This window comes from Chitinophaga fulva, from assembly GCF_012927205.1.
Taxonomy (GTDB): domain Bacteria; phylum Bacteroidota; class Bacteroidia; order Chitinophagales; family Chitinophagaceae; genus Chitinophaga; species Chitinophaga fulva.
The window spans coordinates 517289-537672 of the sequence record NZ_JABBGC010000003.1; the positions used below are offsets into that span (position 1 = coordinate 517289).

The following is a 20384-nucleotide window of genomic DNA, read 5'->3' on the forward strand; positions in this document are numbered from 1 at the left end:
ATTAAGGAAAAGCCCCCCATATGCACCTCAAAATCCTGTTTTTGCTAACCGGCATCCTGTTATGCAGCTATGCATCCGGCCAAAATCAACACGTTACCGGTAAGGTAACAGACGCTTCCACCGGCAGCCCGCTGGAAGGCATCACCGTCAGAATCAAGTCTGTTGCCAAAGGCACACAAACCAACAAAGACGGTATTTATCAACTGGACGTTCCCGCAGGCGCGAGCCTGGAATTCAGTGCCATTGGATTTAATACCGTAGAGACTAACGTCAACGGTCGTACGGAGATTAACATTCAGCTGGTTTCCACCGCTACCGAGCTTACACAGATTGTATTAGTCGGCACCCGCGGCGGTGGCCGCGCCAAAACGGAAACACCGGTGCCGGTAGATGTGATCAGCGTCAACCAGGCAGGGCTGCCCAGTGCTAAAATGGAACTGACATCCCTGCTCAACGCAGCTGCTCCCTCTTTCAACTACAACAAACAAAGCGGCAGCGATGGCGCCGACCAGATAGACCTGGCCACCTTACGCGGGCTGGGCCCCGACCAGACGTTGGTGCTCATCAACGGAAAACGGCGGCATCAAACGGCCTTTGTTTCCGTATTCGGTACCCGCGGCCGTGGTAACTCCGGTACCGACCTTAACGCCATCCCCGAATCAGCCATCGACCGGGTGGAAATACTCCGTGATGGCGCCTCCGCACAGTATGGCTCCGATGCCATCGCCGGCGTCATCAATATCATCCTGAAAAAAGATGTCAACCGCCTGACTTTCAATGCTGGTTATGCCGGTTACTACGATCATAAATACAACACTTACTTCAAACGGGATTTACAACAATATCCATATAGTAATGCCATAGATGGCAACACCGTTACCCTCGGCGTCAACTACGGTGTCCCCATTGGTAAACACAACGGATTTATTAACTTCTCCGGTAACTTTCTGAGGCAGGGTAAAACCTTCCGCCAGGTGCTGGATACCAATCTCAACAACACCAACGGCTTGCCGATCAATACCGGTCGCCGCGCCCATGGCGACGGCTCCGTTACTTCCGGAGGCGGTATGATCAATATGGAAGTGCCGGTAGGTAGCAGCAACACCACCGTCTATGCCTTTGGTGGCTACAACTATAAATCATCTGACGCTTACGCCTATACGAGAACATTTCACGGCTTTAATCCTCTTTCCAGCGGACATACGGACAGGTTTCCCACCGGCCCCGGCGGCAACCTGATATTTTACCCGGGCATTATGGAAAGCATCCCTACCCCGGGAGGCTTACCCGACACGGTTTTTAATCCACACATACAAACCCATATACAGGACCTGTCGCTGGCAGCTGGCGTAAAAGGCAGCACCGGCAACGACTGGAAATGGGACCTCAGCAATACTTTCGGTAGAAATGATTTCCGTTTCTTCGGTGATAAAACCTTTAACGCCTCACTGGGCGCCAGCACGCCCACCCATTTTAAAGATGGTGGTTTCTCCTTCACCCAGAACACAGCCAATCTCACCTTCTCTAAAGATATCCCGCACATCGGCGCAGGGTTTAACCTGGCCCTCGGTGCAGAATACCGCTATGAACAGTACCGTATATACGCCGGTGAAGAAGCCTCCTACACCAACTATGACCCCACCTTCAACAAAGCCACCGGGGCACAGGGTTTTCCAGGCTATCGTCCCACTGATGTGGTAAAGGCAAACCGCTCCAATTTCGCGGGATTTGTAGACGCCGAATGGGACATCACCCGGAAATTCCTGCTGGGCGGCGCTGTAAGAGTAGAAAACTACAGTGACTTCGGTTTTACCAGCAACTACAAACTGGCCGCACGCTTCAAAGCAGCACCGGGATTTAATATCCGCGGTTCTGTCAGCACTGGTTACCGCGCCCCTTCCCTGCAGCAGATCAACTACAGCTCCCAATTCACCAATGTGCAGGGTGGCCGTATCACCGAAGTGAAAATAGCGCCCAACAATAATCCTATCACCAAAGCCGCCGGCATCCCGGACCTGAAACAGGAAAAATCAGTTAACGCCAGCCTGGGCTTCTCCCTGAAACCCATTTCAGACCTCACCATTACCCTCGATGGTTACCTCGTAAAAGTAAAAGACCGCATCGTACTTTCCGGACAGTTCAATGCCGGCGACGCCACACTCGACAAAGCATTCCAGGACGCGCTGAAAGCCCTCCATATCGATAATGCGCAGTTTTTTGCCAACGCCGTTAACACCACCAACTACGGCCTCGACATGGTGGTTGACTACAATAAAAAGTGGAACAACCAACATTTCCGGGTACTGTTTACCGGAAACATTCAACACATGAACATCGACAAAATCAATGTGCCTGATAAACTGAATGACAGCTACCTTCACCGGGGCGAATTTTTCAGTGAAAGAGAACAACATTTTGTGCTGGCATCTGCCCCTCCGGCCAAACTGGGCCTCAACGTGGAGTACGGTATCAAAAAAGTCAGTGTAGGCGCCCGCGTTACCTACTTCGGTAAAATTGTATTGCTGGGATACGGCTTCGCCGGCGATCCGGCCAAAGAAGGTACCGGCCTGCCCGGCGATCCCAACCTGGCAGGTACCGGTATCAGTCCTCTTGTAGCGCTGGACAAAGACGGCACCCTGGTGCCCGAACAATTCAACTATAAAGGCAAAGCCGTTACCGACCTATACGCCAGCTACCGTTTCTCTTCCCATATCAGCTGGTTCATCGGCGCAGATAATATCTTCAATGTGCATCCCGATCTGGGTTATGTACCCGGCGCAAAACTGTCTGCCTATGACGGCGAAACAGGCGGCCCCTGGGATGCCGTGCAGATGGGCTTTAATGGCATGCGTGTCTTTACGAAAATTGCATTGAATTTTTAAAATCCGATCCCCGGTGTCCCAGGGCTGAAGCCCTGGGCTACGTTGTTGTTCAGGCTGTTTTATGGTCGTATGCTAATGGAAATGATATATGTTGCTATTAAACATCATGTTCCCGAACAGTGTTGTTGAGACGCTGTTTTCTGGTAGGATGCCACCGGAGATGATTGATGCTGCTGTTAGACATCATCTTCCCTGGTGGTGTTTCTGAGATGCTGTTTTTCCGGTAAGATGCCACCGGAAATGATTGATACTACTATCGAAAATCTTCATTAAAGCCAGTACCCCTACTGGAAAACAGCCTGAACAACAACGTAGCCCAGGGCTTCAGCCCTGGGACATCCGCGATCCGAAACACCACGGACACGAGGCGCCCTGGGAATCGGAATTTTTGTATTTTTCGCCCATGAAGGCAAAGGAGCAGTTTCCCGTATTGGATATCAGGGCATTTCAGGGCGATCAACAAGATTCCTGTCATTTCCTGTACCACGAAATCCGCGGGGAAAGGCTGATCGAAAAACCTCATAAACATGACTTCTTTGTTTTCCTATTGATAGAAAAAGGAAACGGCACCCACTCCATTGACTTCATTGATTACAATGTGGCGCCTTATCAGATACACCTGTTGTTCCCCGATCAGGTCCACAGATGGGAGTTCAGCAAAAAGATGGTGGCCCACCAGCTGATGATCACCCGTCCTTTTTTTGAAACATTCTCCAATGCGCTGCAGTTTCCCTTTGCCCTGTACCAGCATCATCCGGTGATAGATCTGACGGAAGAGAGCTTTCACAAACTATTTTACGAATTCCGCTCCATTCAACAGGAACTGGGACAGTCGCCGGTGTCGTGGGAGATCATTCACCTTCGCAGCCGCCTGATTGCCCAGCTGGTCACCCGTGAGGCTGAAAACAAGTTTGACGATTTGCTGATATACCGGGCCAGGCCCGCCTTGCAAAAGTATCACGCACTGATTGACCAGCATTATAAAACACAAAAGTCCGTAGCCTTCTACGCCGGTCAACTCAACATCTCCCCCAATTATCTTAATATCCTCTGTAAAAGACATTTTCACATACCGGCCATGTTCCTCATACAACACCGGGTAATCCTGGAAGCCAAACGTCAGATACAGGCTTCAGGGAAATCAATCAAAGAGATCGCCTTTGACCTCGGATTTAACGACCTCTCCTATTTTTCCAATTTCTTCAAAAGCCAGACAGGCATTTCACCCCGCCAATTCAGAGATCAGTTATAAAACTTACAAGTTCTGGCATAATTCATCCATCATTGCATCCCTCCTGCGTTTTATTTTTGCATAAAACGATCATATTATATGGCTTCTTCTATTTCCCGCAAAGACTTTATCAAAAGCTCATCCATATTACTGGCCGCAGGCGGCAGCCTGTTGACCGGCAACACGGCCGGCGCCACTTCCAGCGAAACAAATACCGCCGCCAGCGCCGGTAAAAATTTCACCCTGAAAAATGTACGGCTGGAAACAGGCTTTCAGTATGAAGAAGGAGAAGTGACCGGCACCACCACCGACCTTTTTACGATTGAAGTCAGCAATGGCAAAATAAAATCCGTACTGTCCAACCAGCCCGGCGCCAAAGCCATTGATGCCAAAGGTTGGCTGCTGTTACCGGCATTCCGCGATATGCATATCCATCTCGACAAAACATTTTACGGTCTCCCCTGGAAAGCGCACCTGAAAAAGAACAAGTCCGTAAAAGACATGATCGCCTTTGAACAACAGGTGATACCTGAGCTGCTGAAAACGTCCACCGCCCGTACCGGACAACTGATTGAACTGTTGCAGTCCAAAGGCACCAGCTTCGCCAGAAGTCATGTCAACATAGAACCCACCTCCGGATTAAACTCGCTTAAAAACCTGGAGAAAGCGCTGGAAAATAAAAAAGACGGTTTCTCCGCGGAACTGGTAGCCTTTCCTCAGCACGGCATCTTTTATACACCCTCTGCAGAACTGATGAAAGAAGCCGCCAAAATGGATATAGACTACATCGGCGGCCTGGACCCTTACAGTATTGACGGCAGCATCGAAAAACACATGGACTTTGTGGTGCAACTAGCGCTGGACCATAACAAGGGCATCGACATCCACCTGCATGAAGCAGGCGAATCCGGTGTAAAAACCATCGAATACCTGATCAATAAAGTCAACGAAAATCCGGTACTAAAAGGCAAAACCTATATCAGTCACAGTTTTGCACTGGCAAAAATGGACAATAACAAACTGGAGGAAGTAGCCGAAAAACTGGGTAATGCGCGCATAGGTATTATGACCACCATTCCTTTCGGCAGCACCATTATGCCGATTCCCACGCTGTATAAACACGGTGTAGATGTACAGGCCGGCAACGACTGTATCATTGACCACTGGAGCACTTTCGGCTCCGGCAGCATCCTCCAGAAAGCTAACCTGATGGCTCAACTATATGGCTACCGCACCGAGTTTGATTTGTCCAGATGCCTGAGGATAGCCACCCACAATATTCTCCCGCTGGACGATAAAGGCATGCGTCAATGGCCCAAAGCAGATGATGCTGCGGATATGGTACTGGTAGACGCCAGCTGTTCAGCCGAAGCGGTATCCCGCATCTCTCCGGTGAAGTCGCTGATTCATGAGGGCAACATCGTGTTCTGATTTTCCTTCTCTCTGTAAATGTTGTAAAAAAAATAAAGCCCCGATGAATATCGGGGCTTATTTACCTAAACCTACAACTGTTACACTGTTATTGCAACAATAATTTTATGTCGAAAAACGAGACCGTTAGTGCATGGCTGACGGGTCCAGTTTTGCAGCTTTCTTAGCTCTTACCATCAGTACAAACGGGATACAGATGAGGAACATCAGTCCCAGGTACAGGAACACGTCCATGTAAGACATCACAGCCGCTTGTTTGGCGATGCTGTAGTCCAGTACCTTGTATCCGCTTCTGACAGCAGTACCGGCGTCCATACCTTTGGCGGCGAAGTTGTGTGCCAGGCCATTAACGCGGTTCATGACGTCCGGGTTGTTGGTGTCCAGTTTAGACACCAGGTCGCTTCTGTGCACCATGTTCTGACGGGCCATAAAAGTGGTGATCAATGCCACGCCGAAGGAACCGCCGAGCTGGCGCATCATACCGGTGAAGGCCGCCCCCTGGCCAATCTGTTGCCCTTTGAGGGAAGACAGCGCCAGTGTAGTGATCGGGATAAAGAGCAGCCCCATACCTACCCCACGCACGATCAGCATCCAGAAGAACGCATCAGCGCCGGTATCAGAAGGAGTAATAATCAGATATCCCCAGAAACTATAAGCAAAGAACAATAACATCCCTAGTGCCACCAGGTACTGTTGTGGTACCCCTTTCTCCAGCAGCTTACCGATGATTGGCATCATGAATGCGGTGGTAAGTGCCGCCGGTATCATCAGCATACCGGACTGGGTGGCGGTCCATCCCAATGTACTTTGTGTGTACAGCGGAATGATGAACGTAGAGCCATAAAGACCGAAGCCCAATATAAACGAGAGTATGGTACCGGCCCTCAGGTTCCCGTTCTTCAATACCCTTAGTTCCACGATCGGGTTCTTGTAGGTCAGCTCGCGCCAGATGAAGAAAAACAGGCCCAGGGCGCTCATCACGGATAACAGGGTGATAGTAGGATCACTGAACCAGTCATCTTCCTGACCACGTTCCAGTACAAACTGGAGACAACCTACCGTGACGGCGAGTAATATGATACCCAGAAAGTCGATTTCATTGATGGCTTTCTTCTCAGCGTATTTCGGGCTGCGTACGAACTGCAAAGTGAGCAGGGTAGCAATTACACCGATAGGGATGTTGATGTAGAAGATGTAAGGCCAGGAATAGTTATCGGTAATATAACCACCCAACGGAGGGCCCAGTGTAGGGCCGATGATCACTCCGAGGCCATAGATAGCCTGGGCAACACCGCGTTTTTCGGGAGGATAACTTTCTGTAATAATAGTTTGTGATGTTACCAGCAGTGCACCACCTCCAAGGCCTTGTATGAAACGGAAAAGTATCAGTTCCCACATGGCAGTTGCGTTACCGCAGAGGAAAGAGGAAATGGTGAATATAATGACAGAAGCAGCGAAGTAGTTACGGCGGCCGAACTGTTGGGACAACCAGCTGGTCATCGGTACAATGATTACGTTACCGATCGCATAAGCGGTGATCACCCAACTGATCTCACTGAGTGTGGCCCCCATGTTACCGCGCATGTCGTTCAATGCCACATTCACGATGGTGGTATCCACGATTTCCAGCAGCGCGCAGAAGATAGCGGTGATCGTGATGATCACCCTGCGTGAGCCGTATTCTACCAATGATTCTTGTTGCATGCAGCGATTTATTTTGAATGAATGCAGGTTGACCAGGAATTAATAATCAAGCCGGTGGGTTCCTGTCTTTGAGGTCTTTTGTTGAAGCTGATGGTTTCCGCCGAAAATAACTTGAACCGGTTCAACTATTAACCCCTGGTCATGATGCATTCATGTATGAATTAGTTGAGATGCACGTCTACCAGCACGTTCATACCCGGGCGTAACCGTTTGATCAGTTCGTTGGTCGGGTCATCGAATTCGATTTTCACCGGGAGGCGTTGTACTACTTTTACGAAGTTACCGGAAGCGTTGTCCGGAGGCAGCAGTGCAAACTTAGCGCCGGTGGCTGGTGAGAAGGAAGTCAGTTTGGCTTCCAGCGGTGTGCCGGGGAAAGCGTCGATATGTACGGTCACTTTCTGGCCGAGCTTCATTTTCTCCAGCTGTGTTTCTTTGAAGTTGGCTACTACCCACGGAGCAGTGTCCATTACCACGCTGAAGAGAGATTGACCGGCAGAAATATATTGACCGGGCTGTACAAATATTTTTGACACAACACCATCTTCCGGAGCGGTGATCACGGTGTAGGACTGAACCAGTTTAGCATCGTCCACATCGGTTTCACGTTGTTTGATAGCCGCGTTGGCGAGATTGATCTGTTTAGCAGTAGCGCTGCTCTGGGAAGTCACCACAGAAGTCTGACGGGCAGCTGCTGCTTTCTGTCTTACCAGTACATCGAGCTGGCGTTCGGCCGTTTGTTTGGCAGCCAGGGCCTGTTCGTATTGTTGCTGGGTGATAGAGTGGTCCTTGATCAGGTTAGCGTAACGTTCGTAGTCCTGATTGGCTCTCCAGATGTTCACCTTAGCGGCTTCGATCTGGGCGTCAATGGTGCTTACATTGGCCTGTGCGGTGCTGATACCTGTTTCCGCAGCGCTGGTGGTAGCTTCAGCAGCACCCAGATTCGCTTTTGCGGTACCCAGGGCATTTTCCGCCTGTTGTACCCTGATCGCCTGGTCACGGTCATCGAGGACCACGAGGGTATCCCCTTTTTTCACGTGCTGGTTATCTTTTACTCTTACTTCTTTCACAAAACCTGATACTCTTGGAATTACAGGGCTTACGTTCGCGTCGATCTGCGCGTTGTCTGTTTCTTCGTGGTGCAGACTATGGATGTATTTGGATATACCGAACGCGCCACCCCCCAGTACCAGAGCGGCCAGTACGATCACAAACCCTTTGCTGCGCTTTTTAGGCGCGGATGTTTCCTGCATGGTAGATATATTATTAGTAGCTTTTGTTTGCGTTTCCACAGCTTTGTAGTTTATTGGTTTGTTGTTATTTGTTGTTGTCGAGTATTCCCGATGACTGTAACAATTTGTTGTAGGCCACCAGTGCATCTGCTCTTGCGAAGGTGTAGTTCAGATGAGCCTGGAGGTTGGCCACGTCCGCATCCAGCAGGTCGGTGGTGGTAGCCAGATTGTTAGCGTGCTTGTTCTTCGTGATACGGTAGTTCTCTTCTGATTGTTCTATCGCCTTGATATAAGTGTCCATTTTTTTCCTGCTCAGGAGGTAGTTTTCGTAAGACCTCACCACGTCGAGGTGGATAGCGTCTGTCAGGTTGGCTTCATTGGCCTGCAGCTCTGCGAGCTGGGCTTTTGCGCTGGCCACCTTGCTACCTGTTTTCCAGATGGAGGAGAGATTGTATTTCACCCCTACACCGGCCATTACTGCGTTGGTGATGGTCACTACATTCGGAATGTAAGCGGCCACATAACCACCGGTCACGGCGAGGGAAGGATAATATTCACCTTTCACGCCTTTTACGTTAGCGAAAGCAGCTTTCTCTTTAGCACCGAGGGAAGCAGCGTCTTTACGGTTCTGGTAAGCCAGTTGTTCGAATTCCGCTACGCCTCTGCCGTCTGTTTTATCGTCCACTTTAAAAACGGTGGTGTCCAGTTGCAGCGCTGTGTTGTCCGGCAGGCCCAGCATGATGTTCATGTTGAGGTTGGCTACTTTCAGGCTGTTCTGAGCGTCCATGAGGGACAGTTCGTAGTTGGACTGTTGCAGTTCTGCCTTTAAGAGGTCGTTGCGTGCCAGCAGGCCGTTCTTTTCCAGGTTAGAGAAGTCTTTTACGCGTTGGGTGGACTGTTTCAGGTTTTCCTCCATCAGTTTCACCGCCTGGGTGGCTTTATAGAGGTTGCTGTAGGCGCCGATGGTATTTTCGATCACATCGTCGCGGTCTTTGTCAGCGTCCAGTTTAGCCGCCTGTGCGAGGTAGCGGGCCGCTTCTTTGCCACTTTGTATCATCATGCCGGCAAAAACGGGGATGGACACATTGGCCATGCCGTAAGCTGCCTGATCTACTTTCGGTGCTTCCATACCTGAGCCGCCGCCGGGGTTGCTGCCCCCTTTACCGAGTTTCAGGTCAAGGTTAGGCTGTGTCAGTCGCAAATAAGAGCCGGATATGCTTACGTCGGGCAACTGTCTTTCGTTGGCTGTTTTAACGTTAGCGTTGGCTGCTTCAATGCGGGCCTGGCTGGCCTTCAATTGTTTGCTGTTTTGGAGAGTTAGCGATATGGCTTCATTTAACGAAAGCGGTTTTACGCTTTGTTGTGCGGATGCTGCCTGAAAAACCAGCGTCAGCACGATTCCGGATGTAAGCGCATATAATCGGTTGTATATGCTTCTAGAATTCATGTGTAAGGATTGCTTTAAACAATTTTTTCAAATGGTTGCTCAGTCTGAGCCTTAAATATTCTTTGAATTCCTGGTCATTCATGTGTGTGTAGGCCGTGTTGGTCCGCAGCAGATGCTGAGCAGGGATGGTTTGATGAATGGTGCCGAACAGCGTTGTCATCAGCATTTCCACATCTACATCGGTGGCAAAGATGCCGGCGTCCTGGGCGTTGGTCACGATGGGGCGCATCAGTCCAAGCATTTCTCCTTTCAATTGCCAGATCAGGTCTCTCACCGGGCTTTGTTCTTTATTGAGCTGTTCCCGGCTCATAATGCATTGAAAATTCTGTTCATTCAGCATTTTATTGATAAACCTGTCGATCAGGGAGTATATTTTTTCCAGGGGGGCCATGGTATCGTTCTGTACCAGTTCATTGATGAACATGCGGGATGCATTCATACGAAGCCTGAAAACCGCCTCCAGCAACTTATCCTTAGACCCGAAGTAGTAGGATATCATGGCTATGTTCACGTCTGCTTCCTGTGCGATATCCCTTACAGAAGTGCCATGAAAACCTTTTTCTGCAAACAAACGTTCCGCCACCGTAATGATTGAAAGTTGCTTATCGTTATAGTCTTCCATGTTCCCTTTGTTGATTTTGACGAAGCAAAGTTAAACAAACGTTTAATTAAAACAATCGTTTACTTAAACGTTCATTTAAATTTTTATTTTTACAAATCTTAATTAACTGATAATTAAAATATTATAAAACTATTTTAAGGAGATTTTAAGGTTGATGGTCAACCAGGAGATAAATGGGGTGAATATTGTACAGGAGACACAAATTGGGAAGGATAGGTGGAGGAAAGGTGGAGGATAGGTGGAGGAAAGGTGGAGGAAAGGTGGAGGAAAGGTGGAGGAAAGGTGGAGGAAAGGTGGAGGAAAGGTGGAGGAAAGGTGGAGGAAAGGTGGAGGAAAGGCGGAGGAAAGGCGGAGGAAAGGCGGAGGAAAGGCGGAGGAAAGGCGGAGGAAAGGCGCCCAAGGGAACCCTAAAATTTCCCTTAGTTTTTTATAAAGAAATTTTTTAATTTAAGGGATACCATTTCTTTCACACTTATGGCTAACACTCGCGCTTTTCCTGTCGGCATTATCTTCCTTACCTGGCTAATAGCCGGTACGCTCGATTTATTCTCCGCCTGTTTACAGTTTGTTCTGGTAACAGGCAAAAGTTTTGTCAACGTATTATTGTTCGTGGCCAGCGGCGTTTTCGGCACAGCGGCATTCAGCGGCAACCCTGCCATGCCCTGGCTGGGAGTATTGTTTCATTACATTATTGCATTGGGATTTACGTTACTGTTCTTCTTCCTGTATCCCCGTATACCAGAGATGCGGAAAATACCGGCGGTATCCGGACTGATATACGGCATATTTGTCTGGCTGGTGATGAACCTGCTGATATTACCGTTGACCAATATTCCCAAAGGACCATTCCATCTGGTCAACGTACTGGTGGGCATGACTATCCTGATGGTAGCTATCGGGTTACCGATGGGATTGATGGCGGGGAGATTCTATCAATACAAGAGCGCCTCGTAAGAAATAAAAAAAGGGCGGGCGTTGTCAATATATAAGCCCGCCCCAGCACATCTCAACAAATTGCAAGATGTTGTACCTGTTTATCAACCGTTAACTTTAAATGATTTTACAGTACAGCATGTCCCGCCGGCATCCTCGATGTATGCCGGTAATAGTATAATCATGAAAGCCGGGGAAAGGCAGGGCACTACTGCGGTGATCATGTGCGCCCTGGTCCGGATTTTCACAGGTAACCTATTTAACAGAACATACGATTAAAATGTTCGGGAGTTGACTAAATCATGCCTTGGATATCCGTAAATTAGCACACTGTTATGCAGGCAATCGAATTCATTAACCAGGAATACTTCACCGGCCAGTACCGGTATATCAGTCCCTCGCCTGATCTGGAGCGGCATGTGGTCTACTACTGGCTGCTGGACCTTCGCAGGCCACTACCGGAAGATGAAGAGTTCCGTGAATTATTGCTGGCCAACATGAACGCTTCGCTGGTACTGAATATGGGCGCCCCTTTTGACATCTGCAATGCAAAAGGACAACTGCTGCATTCCTGCCACCACAGCGAGTTAATAGGCTATCAAACCACGCCTGTCACCTATCGTCATTATCCGAATAATTTCCTGGTAGGCATCAAGTTCAAGCCCGCCAGCCTGAACTACCTTTTCCATGTAAAAGGCGCAGACATGCAACGGCAAACACTTTCAGCCCACGATGTCATGACACACCTGCCGGAACTGGAATCTGCAGTGTATGATGCCCCCGACATGCAGGTCATCAAAACCTTACTGGAAAAGTTTCTACGCCGGCATACCAGCACCACCACAGACAACCATCGGTTTGATTATATACTGCAATCCCTTAACGGTCCTGCATTACAGCAGTCGGGCTTCCAGCTGAAAAAACTGGCCGGCCTGCTCTATGTATCACCCCGCACCCTCGAAAGATACTTTTCCGATTCGCTGAATATCAGCCCCAAAAAATGTCTGTCCATTCTGCGCTTCCGGCATGCAGCAGCACAATATGTGCTGCATGGCTACAAAGCCGACTGGGAAGAACTGGGCTATCATGACTTCTCCCATTTCCGAAAAGAATGGACCAAATGGTCGGCATAAAACTGTCGGCTTTTTACACCACTTATTCCCTGGCCTCCCGCTAAGTTTGTGACTTCACCAAACAAGTCACCTTTATGTTTTCAGATCACCGTCAACGTCTGATCCGCCAACTACCCGCCGGTGCTGCCGCTCTCCTTACCGCCAATGATGTTATGCCTACCAATGCCGACGGGACCATGCCCTACTATCCTAATGTGAACGTGTATTACCTGACGGGCCTCCCCGAGGAAGACGCCATGCTCGCCCTCTTTCCCGGACACCCCGACCCTGCTATGCGCGAAATACTGTTCATCAAACGGGTAGATCAACTGTTCGTCAAATGGCTGGGCAGAAGAGCGGACAAAACTACCGCTTCAGCAATTTCCGGTATCCGCACTGTTTTCTATACCGACGAATTCTGGGCTGTCATGAAAAAAGTACTGCCGCTATGCAGCAGTATCTATCTGCATACCAATGAACACGCCCGCTCAGAAAACGAAACACAGACAAGAGAAGACCGGTTGCGGTTCACCTGCAAACAACTCTATCCCCTGCATCGTTATGAACGCCTCTACCCTATCCTGGCAAGGCAACGCAACGCCAAAACACCGGATGAAATAGCGCTCATACGCAAAGCCAGCGAGATCACTGAAAAAGGCTTCCGCCGCGTGTTACAGACCATCCGCCCCGGACAGACCGGTATGCAGGTGGCAGCAGAAATGATCCACGAATACATGCAGCATGGCGCCACCTGGGCTTATGAGCCCATTGTGGCCTTCGGCGCAGACAGCACCATCCTGCACCTTCGTGCGAACGAAAGCATCGGTAAAGACGGAGACATCGTACTGATAGATGCCGCCGCCCAATACCGGTACTATAACACCGACCTTACCCGCACCTTTCCGGTGAACGGCCGTTTTACCCCTCGCCAGAAAGCGTACTACAATGCAGTATTACGGGTACATAAACAGGTGGCGCAAGCGGTAAAGGCGGGCATCCTCATAAAAGACCTCTGGAAAATCTCCAACAACCTCCTGCTCGAAGAACTGGTAGGACTGGGGCTCTGCACTACCGCAGATATTCAGACACATGGTGCGCAGTATTACCTGAACAAACACTGCTACCATAACGTGTCTCACTTCCTTGGACTGGACATACACGACACCGGTTATTATGATGAGCCCATGCCCGCAGGCGCTGTGATCACCAATGAACCAGGTATTTACAGTGAAGAAGAAGGTATCGGGGTGAGAATAGAAAACGACCTGCTGGTCACAGAAAATGGATTTGAAGACCTGATGAAGACGATACCAAAAGAAGCAGAAGAAATCGAGGAGCTAATGAACAATTAGTCATTTGTTTATTTTGATATTTAGTTATTTATGAGTTCCCGCTACATCAGCAGCCCATAAATAACTAAATATCAAAATGACTAAATATCAAAATTATTTCAGGGAGTTGATCCACAGCGCGATCTTAGTCGCATCCGCCTGTGGCACCTGCGGGAACGGAGGCATCGGTGTAGCATAGCCCGGCCAGTTTTCCGGCTTCGGATTTTTAATCAGCGCCAGAATTTTGGCAACAGAATAATTTCGTTTAGCTACTTCCTTAAAGCCTGGTCCTACCTGTTTCTTTTCTGCATTGTGGCAGGAAGAGCAGGTATATTTATTCAGCAGCGGCTGTATCTGTGCTAAAGTAGGCGCTTTAGCCGGTTCGGCTTTCGCGGCGGCAGCAGTTTTAGCTGGTACCTTTGGTTCAGCTACCGGTGCTTTTGCAGTGCTCTTTGTACTTACCTCAGACATCGTCAGAGAGGCGCCTTCAGGAATATTGTTCAACGTATAATAGGCATCCGGATGTACCAGCGAGTAGGAGCCTTCCTGAGAACGGATACCTGCCAGCGATACTTTATGGATGTAGTAACGGCGTAATCCGTTGACGATAATACGTGCGCTCATGCCGTCGGCAGCCACTTTCACACCTTTAACAGTCAGGTTCTCCGTGTTCACGGTTGGACTGCCATACACCGGATGATACTTGTAGATAAAGCTCTCCACGTGATAAGATGCCAAGTCTTCCGCATACTTTTTGTCTATCGGCTGTGTGAAAGTAATTTCAAAGCCATCCGGTCTTGCGCTCACGGTCCTCATTTCAAAAGGCACGCGGTTGTTCCATACCAGGCGTTGCAGGCCCTGATTGGCATCGCCGGCAGAGCCCCATCCACGGTTGGTTTCACCCACAAAGAGCGAACCGTCTTTCGCCCATGCCAGGCGCAGTACGCCTGACTGGAAACCACTTCTGAAATCCCAGGCAGCACCCTGATATTCACCGTTTACTTTTTCGAGATAAACACGCATGATTTTGCTCTGTCCCTGATCGCCTACCAGCACTTGTTTGGCAAAGGGACCAAACACGCCTTCAGGGATCGTTACCACCTGGGAGTTAGAAATACCCAGCACGCCATGTGGCAGCCATACTGCGGGCAGCTGTACTTCCGGGAAATATTGTTTCATATCGAAGAGCGTCACGAACTTTTCATTCTCCACGTTTTCCGGTTTGATCGCGCGGTTATTGGCATCTCTGCGGAAGCGGGGATCTACTTTGCCGTACAGCTGTTCGGTGGTCAGTTTTACCGGCGAGTTAGGCAGGTTGGTCCAGCGAAGGCCGGCAGGATGCCCCACGAAACTGCCTTTTTTTACGTGTACCAGTGCGCCGGAGCCCATCCAGTCACCCTGGTTTTCGGTATAGAACAGTTCCCCATCGATGATGCCGAGGCCGCAGGGAGAACGGAAGCCGGTTGCCCAGGGTTCCATTTTTCCGTCCGCGCTGATGTGCATCATCCAGCCACGCCAGGGAACGCGGCTTTCACCGCGCCACCATTCTTCGTTGCCGAAAGCTACGTTGCCGGATACGAAGAAAGAGCCGTCCGGCGCTATCACCGGGCCGAAGCTGTATTCATGATAGTGACCGGATAACGGCCAGGAATATACGGTTTCAAAGCGGTCGATTTTACCGTCCATATTGGTATCCGTCAGTTTGGTCAGTTCACCGCGTTGTGCGCAGTAAAGGGAGCCGTCTTTCCAGACGAGGCCCAGTACTTCATGAAGGCCCGAAGCCACTTTACGGAAATAAGGCTGGCGGCTGGTGGGGTTTTCCACGATGAAGATGTCACCGCGACGGGTAGCGATGCCCAGGTCACCGTTGGGCAGCGTACACAAACCACCTACTTCCAGCAGGGTACCTTCCGGTGAACTGATACGGGCAATGCGGAAGAAGTCCTCTTCTTTGGGCGACTCCTGTGCCAGTACCGGTTGAATAGCAGTCGTCATCATCAACATACCAGCTGCTATCCCGGTAGTTAATCTTTTATAATTCAGTTTCATAATTTCTTGTGCATGTTTCTGCTTAGAAGATAATGGCGTAACCGATGGCGGTTTTTACCGGTACGATCAGTTCCATTTTTCCCTGTTGACGGCGGATAACGGGTTTCACACTGTTGTTGTCCATTTTCACATACCAGGCTTTGTCCCCTATCATAAAAGTGCCATCTGCCAATTGGGAGATACTATCGGCTACGGCTATACGAGCATAGAGACCGTCCTGCGTGCCTGCTACCAGCAGGCTGCGGTGCAGCCCCGTATTGCCGGGTAATACGCGGAAGGTGTCGCTTACTGCGGCGCCATAGATATCGAACCGGAAGGAAGGCAATCCTTCAGGATCGAGGTCGTATCCTTTAGGGCGGTAGGCGGTGCCGGTAGTATCCTCAGGCCATTCCGCTTCTGCAGAAGTGAGGCGGGCCAGCGACATCGCCGGTTTGTTGTCCAGTATACGCACCATGCCCATAGGACGGGAGGAGCCGTCACCACGGTCGTGCCACATAGGGGTGGTGTTCAGGAATTCACCACGCCATGCCTGTACCAGTGCTGCATGGTCCATATCGTAGGTGTAGTGCACTTTCGCGGGGCTGCCTACAGAAACGGCATGTACCACACGGGGACCGCCTTTCAGGTCCATGAAGCTGCGCAGCACCGTGTTCTCCGTAGCCGTCACCAGGATGGGATCTGTAGGATCATCTGCCGGTACGTTGAGGTCACTAAGCACGAATTCACGGACAGCCGCAGAACGGATGCTGAGCGTCAGCGATGGTTTAGCCCAGTCCACGTTTTTGCCATATAGTATTTCTACCGGATAGCTGCCGGGTTGCAGGGTAATGCCACCTTTAGCGTCACGATTACGGGAGCCATTGAGCACCTGGTCATTGATTTTGAGCTGGCCACCCCCACCGGAGGTATGCAGATTAAGATCGTAGGTATCCGCAGCTTTTATGTCCAGCGTGCCGGTATAGCGTACCAGGAACCCGTTGTCTGGCAGACCAGAAAGATTGGAAGTCAGTTGCGCCGCTTCACCGGTTGCAATTGGCTTGATCGTTTTAAAATCCGGTGGCTGCTGGAAGGAGCCTTTATAGATGGCATAACGTACCGCTTTCAGTTCCGGTCTGGGCGCGTTATAGGATTGCATTTTAATATTGCGGAAAGCCACGGTGCCGTGGTCTCCCTGGATACGCAGCGGGCCTTCCGCCACTTCGTTGTTTTCCATGCTACCACGGGTGGGGCCGGAAAGGACTACGTTTTCCTGGATGGTAACACCGTTGAGCTCAATCTTAAGGATGACAGCATTGGCAATTTTATTGCCGGCAGCATCGAAGCGGGGAGCCTGAAAGGCGATTTTCATGTGCTGCCACAGGCCGGGTGCGAGGCTGGCGTTCTGGCGGGGTGCGTGGCCGTCGTAGCCCTGCTGCCCTTCCGGACGGCTGTTGTCCCAGCGTTCATAGATACCACCGTTGTCTGACGAGCGTGGCGCGAGGGCCCCCCAGCTGTCGAGCAGCTGAATTTCGTATCTGCCTTGCAGATAGATGCCCGAATTGGATTTGGCGGATACCAGGTAATCCAGTTCAAGGTCCAGGTCCCCATGTTGCCAGTTGGAGTACAGGTCCTGACCGTGTTTTCCTTTTTCTGGCAGGTTCACCAGGATACCGGTGCCGCTGGTGGTGGTCAGGGTGTTTTCCTTTTGCAGGTCGGCATTCACGTCGCCGGCTATACGCCAGTTAGCAGCCGGCTGCTTAAAGCCTGACAGGTCGGTCAGGGGAATAGTCTGCTGGGCCATCAACTGCTGACTGCAGCCAACGCCCATCATGAAGACCAAAGCCTTACCGGGACTGATGCCCAGTTGTTTCAACTTTGGACGGAACTCATACCATTTGAGCATAGATCTGTTTTGTTTTTTTGTTTTGCTAAACCCTTTTAGCAATATGCATCCAATGAAAATAATAGCCAGACGGTGATTTTAAAAAGATAGGAAGGGGCCTTATTACAGACTGACCAAAGTGTATATACCTAACGTGGAAAATATATACAACGCGCGCGCAAACCGGGTCCCTGCATAGCGCAGGAATGGCATTTAATAGCATCCTTCTTGTATCTGGTTTCCAAAATAGTAACAAAATGTAGATTTTTATTTGCAAAATCGATATAGCACATTAAAAATTACACCAACGGTAAATGTGGGGAGGTATGTGGTGGGAAAAAGCAACAACAGGAAGGAAGCAAGTAAGACACCAGGTCAGGCAGATGCCTGCAATGGAAAAGCACCTTCCCGCTATTGCCGGACAAGAACAGTAGGGTTTTCCGAAGATTTGCCTCGGCAACAGTCATTCCCCGCAGTGTAATCCTTGATGAGAACGGGAAAGTAATCTGGGCATCTGTCGGGTATAGCCGGGAGGAATTTGAAGAAATGGTTTTACTGCTATATAAGAAGCTGCCGCCAAGGAAAGTCCTGCATCCTGAACATCATGTAATAGCCCTGAAAAAATAATATATATCATGACTTAGACGACCCGGTTGAAAGCCAGCCCGTTCGAGCCTATGAACATTGTATCTCACTAATATAACTGTTACCCTTAGAATACGCAGAGATCCAATCCTTCTACGTTTATGCGGGTAAGTTAGGATGCTTACCTGGAAGTATGAACAAACAATAATTTATCCGGACAATCATAAAAAGATGCCTATCTTCGACAGGCAGTCATGGAATGCTTACTGTAGTACTGACCCTCCATCAGGATACAATTCTCTCCTACGACAATTTTGACCGGTACTTCATCTCTTTTTACATCATCATTTGTTCACCTAAAACCACTATTCTATGGGAATTATTGCTTTTTATGCTGGGCTCAACGGCACAGACAACATTGTTCAAACTGTGGAAGACATACCAGACCAGAATTTCGCACCTGCCAATAACGGTATCGTCAAATCGGTAAAATTGTGCGGGGTACGTGCCGGTTGCGTTATAAAGGCCCTCGATTCCCCTGGGGGTGATATGCATGACGGCTTCTGTATAATACAGGTAAAAAGAACGCATTCCGAATACACCGTGGATACTTTTGAAAGGTCGTATGAGGATGAGTATGTAGTAGTGACTTTTGTTCGCAGTACGCAACAGGGCAGTCAGATACACCGGATTAAAATTGATTGAGGATAAACCCGTGTGTAGATAAATGACCAAGGGGCTGACACAAAACTGATCAGCCTCTTGGTACCATAATTTCACATCCTAATGGCTTACAGCCGCAGCCCGAATTTCTCCAGCGCCGCCACGGTGGTATCGTATGCCTGGTGGCAGATACCATTGATACCCAGCCCATTGGCCACGTCCACAAACATGGAGCGGTCTTCGAGGTACACCACTTCTTCTGCCGCCACCTGCGCAATATCCAACGCAATACGGTAAATGTCCGCATCCGGCTTACGGAAATGCACAAAGCAGGAGGAAATATAAAAGTCCACAAATTTGGAGATGCCGAAATAATGAATACGATGCGCATTGAGCTCCCGTCCTTCGTTATTGACGATGGCTATCTTCAGCTTATATTTCTCTTTAAGCCGCGTTACCAGCTCAATCATCTCCGGATAAGGGGCTGATTGGGCAAACATAAAATCGCGGAATTCCTGCCGGGTGAAAGACCGGTCTTCATAAAACACCACCCTGTTGAGATATTCATCGAGGGTCAGTTTACCCACTTCGTAGGTGTCGAAAGTAAGGTGATGCCGCTCTTCTGTTTCCGCTGCATCCAGTTGAAAAGTTTCCACCGCCAGCTTGCGTGCTTTGCGGTCCCACCCGTTGGTCAGCAGTACGCCGCCAATATCGAGGAATAATGTAGTGATCGGTGATTGGTTCTCCATCGGAATCGAGTAAATTTGTAAGGCTAATATAAGCTATCCCGTTTAAACCCATTCCAGATAATGAATATAAGGAAAGCCGATGTCAGCGATATGTTAGCCCTGCGGGACCTCTACCAGGGCGCTATCCGTGCGGTCAACAGCAAAGATTACGACCCTGAACAAGTGGCAGCCTGGGCCGGCCGCGGCGATCGTCTTTCCTCCCTGGAGAAACGTATCAACACCCAATATTTTTATGTGGCAGAAACACCCGAAAAAATTATCACCGGTTTTGCTTCACTTGAAGATGACGGAGAATTTGACATGATGTTTGTGCACAAGGATTTTCAGCGGCAGGGAGTAGCGACCTTACTGGCAGAACAGATTATCCATAAAGCGCAGGAGTTGAAGCTGCCCTCACTGACGGCTTATGTGAGTATTACAGCAAAACCTTTTTTTGAAAGAATGGGGTTTAGCGTGGTGCAGGCGCAAACGGTAGATATCGACGGGGTAACCCTCAACAACTACGAAATGATAAAAAATTTGGTTATTTAAAATAGAGGGAAGATGATACTTCCT

16 protein-coding genes are annotated in these 20384 nt (G+C 49.6%); 9 read left to right on the forward strand and 7 right to left on the reverse strand.

What is annotated here, in order from left to right; translation table 11 throughout:
* Nucleotides 1-20 precede the first annotated feature (20 nt).
* From HHL17_RS25320 to HHL17_RS25330, 3 genes are all read left to right on the forward strand, one after another.
* Nucleotides 21-2882 carry a TonB-dependent receptor gene (locus tag HHL17_RS25320; protein WP_169227636.1) on the forward strand — a complete coding sequence of 954 codons (2862 nt, stop codon included), beginning with the start codon at nt 21-23 and terminating at the stop codon, nt 2880-2882.
* Between the two features lie 403 nt (nt 2883-3285).
* Nucleotides 3286-4134 (forward strand): AraC family transcriptional regulator, encoded by an 849-nt coding sequence (locus tag HHL17_RS25325; RefSeq protein ID WP_169227637.1) that lies wholly within the window; start codon nt 3286-3288, stop codon nt 4132-4134.
* 78 nt (nt 4135-4212) lie between these two features.
* The gene (locus HHL17_RS25330; RefSeq protein WP_169227638.1) at nt 4213-5544 is read left to right on the forward strand and encodes an amidohydrolase; all 1332 of its coding nucleotides are present in this window, start codon (nt 4213-4215) and stop codon (nt 5542-5544) included.
* Between the two features lie 126 nt (nt 5545-5670).
* Here HHL17_RS25330 and HHL17_RS25335 read toward each other — a convergent pair whose 3' ends face one another.
* From HHL17_RS25335 to HHL17_RS33765, 4 genes are all read right to left on the reverse strand, one after another.
* The gene (locus HHL17_RS25335; RefSeq protein WP_169227639.1) at nt 5671-7248 is read right to left on the reverse strand and encodes a DHA2 family efflux MFS transporter permease subunit; all 1578 of its coding nucleotides are present in this window, start codon (nt 7246-7248) and stop codon (nt 5671-5673) included.
* A gap of 161 nt (nt 7249-7409) precedes the next feature.
* Entirely contained in the window at nt 7410-8537 is a 1128-nt protein-coding gene (locus HHL17_RS25340) for an HlyD family secretion protein (protein WP_317166606.1), read from the reverse strand.
* A gap of 25 nt (nt 8538-8562) precedes the next feature.
* Entirely contained in the window at nt 8563-9924 is a 1362-nt protein-coding gene (locus HHL17_RS25345) for a TolC family protein (protein WP_169227640.1), read from the reverse strand.
* Complete coding sequence (locus HHL17_RS33765) at nt 9914-10546, reverse strand: TetR/AcrR family transcriptional regulator (RefSeq protein ID WP_169227641.1); 633 nt, start codon at nt 10544-10546, stop codon at nt 9914-9916. Before HHL17_RS33765 ends, HHL17_RS25345 begins: the two co-directional genes overlap by 11 nt.
* 185 nt (nt 10547-10731) lie before the next feature.
* Between HHL17_RS33765 and HHL17_RS25355 the strand changes: the two genes are divergently transcribed.
* The 4 genes from HHL17_RS25355 to HHL17_RS25370 all read left to right on the forward strand — a co-directional run bounded on the left by HHL17_RS25355 (nt 10732) and on the right by HHL17_RS25370 (nt 13943).
* Nucleotides 10732-10992 (forward strand): hypothetical protein, encoded by a 261-nt coding sequence (locus HHL17_RS25355; protein ID WP_169227642.1) that lies wholly within the window; start codon nt 10732-10734, stop codon nt 10990-10992.
* Nucleotides 10993-11020: 28 nt separating this feature from the next.
* Nucleotides 11021-11500 carry a hypothetical protein gene (locus HHL17_RS25360; RefSeq protein ID WP_169227643.1) on the forward strand — a complete coding sequence of 160 codons (480 nt, stop codon included), beginning with the start codon at nt 11021-11023 and terminating at the stop codon, nt 11498-11500.
* Between the two features lie 314 nt (nt 11501-11814).
* Nucleotides 11815-12612, forward strand: coding sequence for a helix-turn-helix domain-containing protein (locus HHL17_RS25365; protein ID WP_169227644.1), 798 nt, complete (start codon nt 11815-11817; stop codon nt 12610-12612).
* 74 nt (nt 12613-12686) lie between these two features.
* Complete coding sequence (locus tag HHL17_RS25370; RefSeq protein ID WP_169227645.1) at nt 12687-13943, forward strand: aminopeptidase P family protein; 1257 nt, start codon at nt 12687-12689, stop codon at nt 13941-13943.
* A gap of 93 nt (nt 13944-14036) precedes the next feature.
* Here the strand turns inward: HHL17_RS25370 and HHL17_RS25375 are convergent, their stop codons facing one another.
* Nucleotides 14037-15971, reverse strand: a complete 1935-nt coding sequence (locus HHL17_RS25375) for a hypothetical protein (protein ID WP_206156170.1) — start codon at nt 15969-15971, stop codon at nt 14037-14039.
* A 22-nt stretch (nt 15972-15993) separates the two neighbouring features.
* Nucleotides 15994-17853, reverse strand: a complete 1860-nt coding sequence (locus HHL17_RS25380; protein WP_169227646.1) for a family 16 glycoside hydrolase — start codon at nt 17851-17853, stop codon at nt 15994-15996.
* A 936-nt stretch (nt 17854-18789) separates the two neighbouring features.
* On the opposite strand from HHL17_RS25380, the gene HHL17_RS25385 reads away from it, so the two are divergent.
* Nucleotides 18790-19122, forward strand: a complete 333-nt coding sequence (locus tag HHL17_RS25385) for a hypothetical protein (protein WP_169227647.1) — start codon at nt 18790-18792, stop codon at nt 19120-19122.
* 86 nt (nt 19123-19208) lie between these two features.
* Here HHL17_RS25385 and HHL17_RS25390 read toward each other — a convergent pair whose 3' ends face one another.
* Nucleotides 19209-19829 (reverse strand): HAD family hydrolase, encoded by a 621-nt coding sequence (locus tag HHL17_RS25390; RefSeq protein WP_169227648.1) that lies wholly within the window; start codon nt 19827-19829, stop codon nt 19209-19211.
* 60 nt (nt 19830-19889) lie between these two features.
* Between HHL17_RS25390 and HHL17_RS25395 the strand changes: the two genes are divergently transcribed.
* Nucleotides 19890-20360: a GNAT family N-acetyltransferase gene (locus HHL17_RS25395; protein WP_169227649.1), complete on the forward strand. Its 471-nt coding sequence runs from the start codon at nt 19890-19892 to the stop codon at nt 20358-20360.
* Nucleotides 20361-20384: the final 24 nt, after the last annotated feature.

Coding starts and splice junctions, on each gene's coding strand:
- HHL17_RS25320 (WP_169227636.1), top strand. CDS start 21: ATGCACCTCAAAATCCTGTTTTTGCTAACCGGCATCCTGTTATGCAGC.
- HHL17_RS25325 (WP_169227637.1), top strand. CDS start 3,286: ATGAAGGCAAAGGAGCAGTTTCCCGTATTGGATATCAGGGCATTTCAG.
- HHL17_RS25330 (WP_169227638.1), top strand. CDS start 4,213: ATGGCTTCTTCTATTTCCCGCAAAGACTTTATCAAAAGCTCATCCATA.
- HHL17_RS25335 (WP_169227639.1), bottom strand. CDS start 7,248: ATGCAACAAGAATCATTGGTAGAATACGGCTCACGCAGGGTGATCATC.
- HHL17_RS25345 (WP_169227640.1), bottom strand. CDS start 9,924: ATGAATTCTAGAAGCATATACAACCGATTATATGCGCTTACATCCGGA.
- HHL17_RS33765 (WP_169227641.1), bottom strand. CDS start 10,546: ATGGAAGACTATAACGATAAGCAACTTTCAATCATTACGGTGGCGGAA.
- HHL17_RS25360 (WP_169227643.1), top strand. CDS start 11,021: ATGGCTAACACTCGCGCTTTTCCTGTCGGCATTATCTTCCTTACCTGG.
- HHL17_RS25365 (WP_169227644.1), top strand. CDS start 11,815: ATGCAGGCAATCGAATTCATTAACCAGGAATACTTCACCGGCCAGTAC.
- HHL17_RS25370 (WP_169227645.1), top strand. CDS start 12,687: ATGTTTTCAGATCACCGTCAACGTCTGATCCGCCAACTACCCGCCGGT.
- HHL17_RS25375 (WP_206156170.1), bottom strand. CDS start 15,971: ATGAAACTGAATTATAAAAGATTAACTACCGGGATAGCAGCTGGTATG.
- HHL17_RS25380 (WP_169227646.1), bottom strand. CDS start 17,853: ATGCTCAAATGGTATGAGTTCCGTCCAAAGTTGAAACAACTGGGCATC.
- HHL17_RS25385 (WP_169227647.1), top strand. CDS start 18,790: ATGGGAATTATTGCTTTTTATGCTGGGCTCAACGGCACAGACAACATT.
- HHL17_RS25390 (WP_169227648.1), bottom strand. CDS start 19,829: ATGGAGAACCAATCACCGATCACTACATTATTCCTCGATATTGGCGGC.
- HHL17_RS25395 (WP_169227649.1), top strand. CDS start 19,890: ATGAATATAAGGAAAGCCGATGTCAGCGATATGTTAGCCCTGCGGGAC.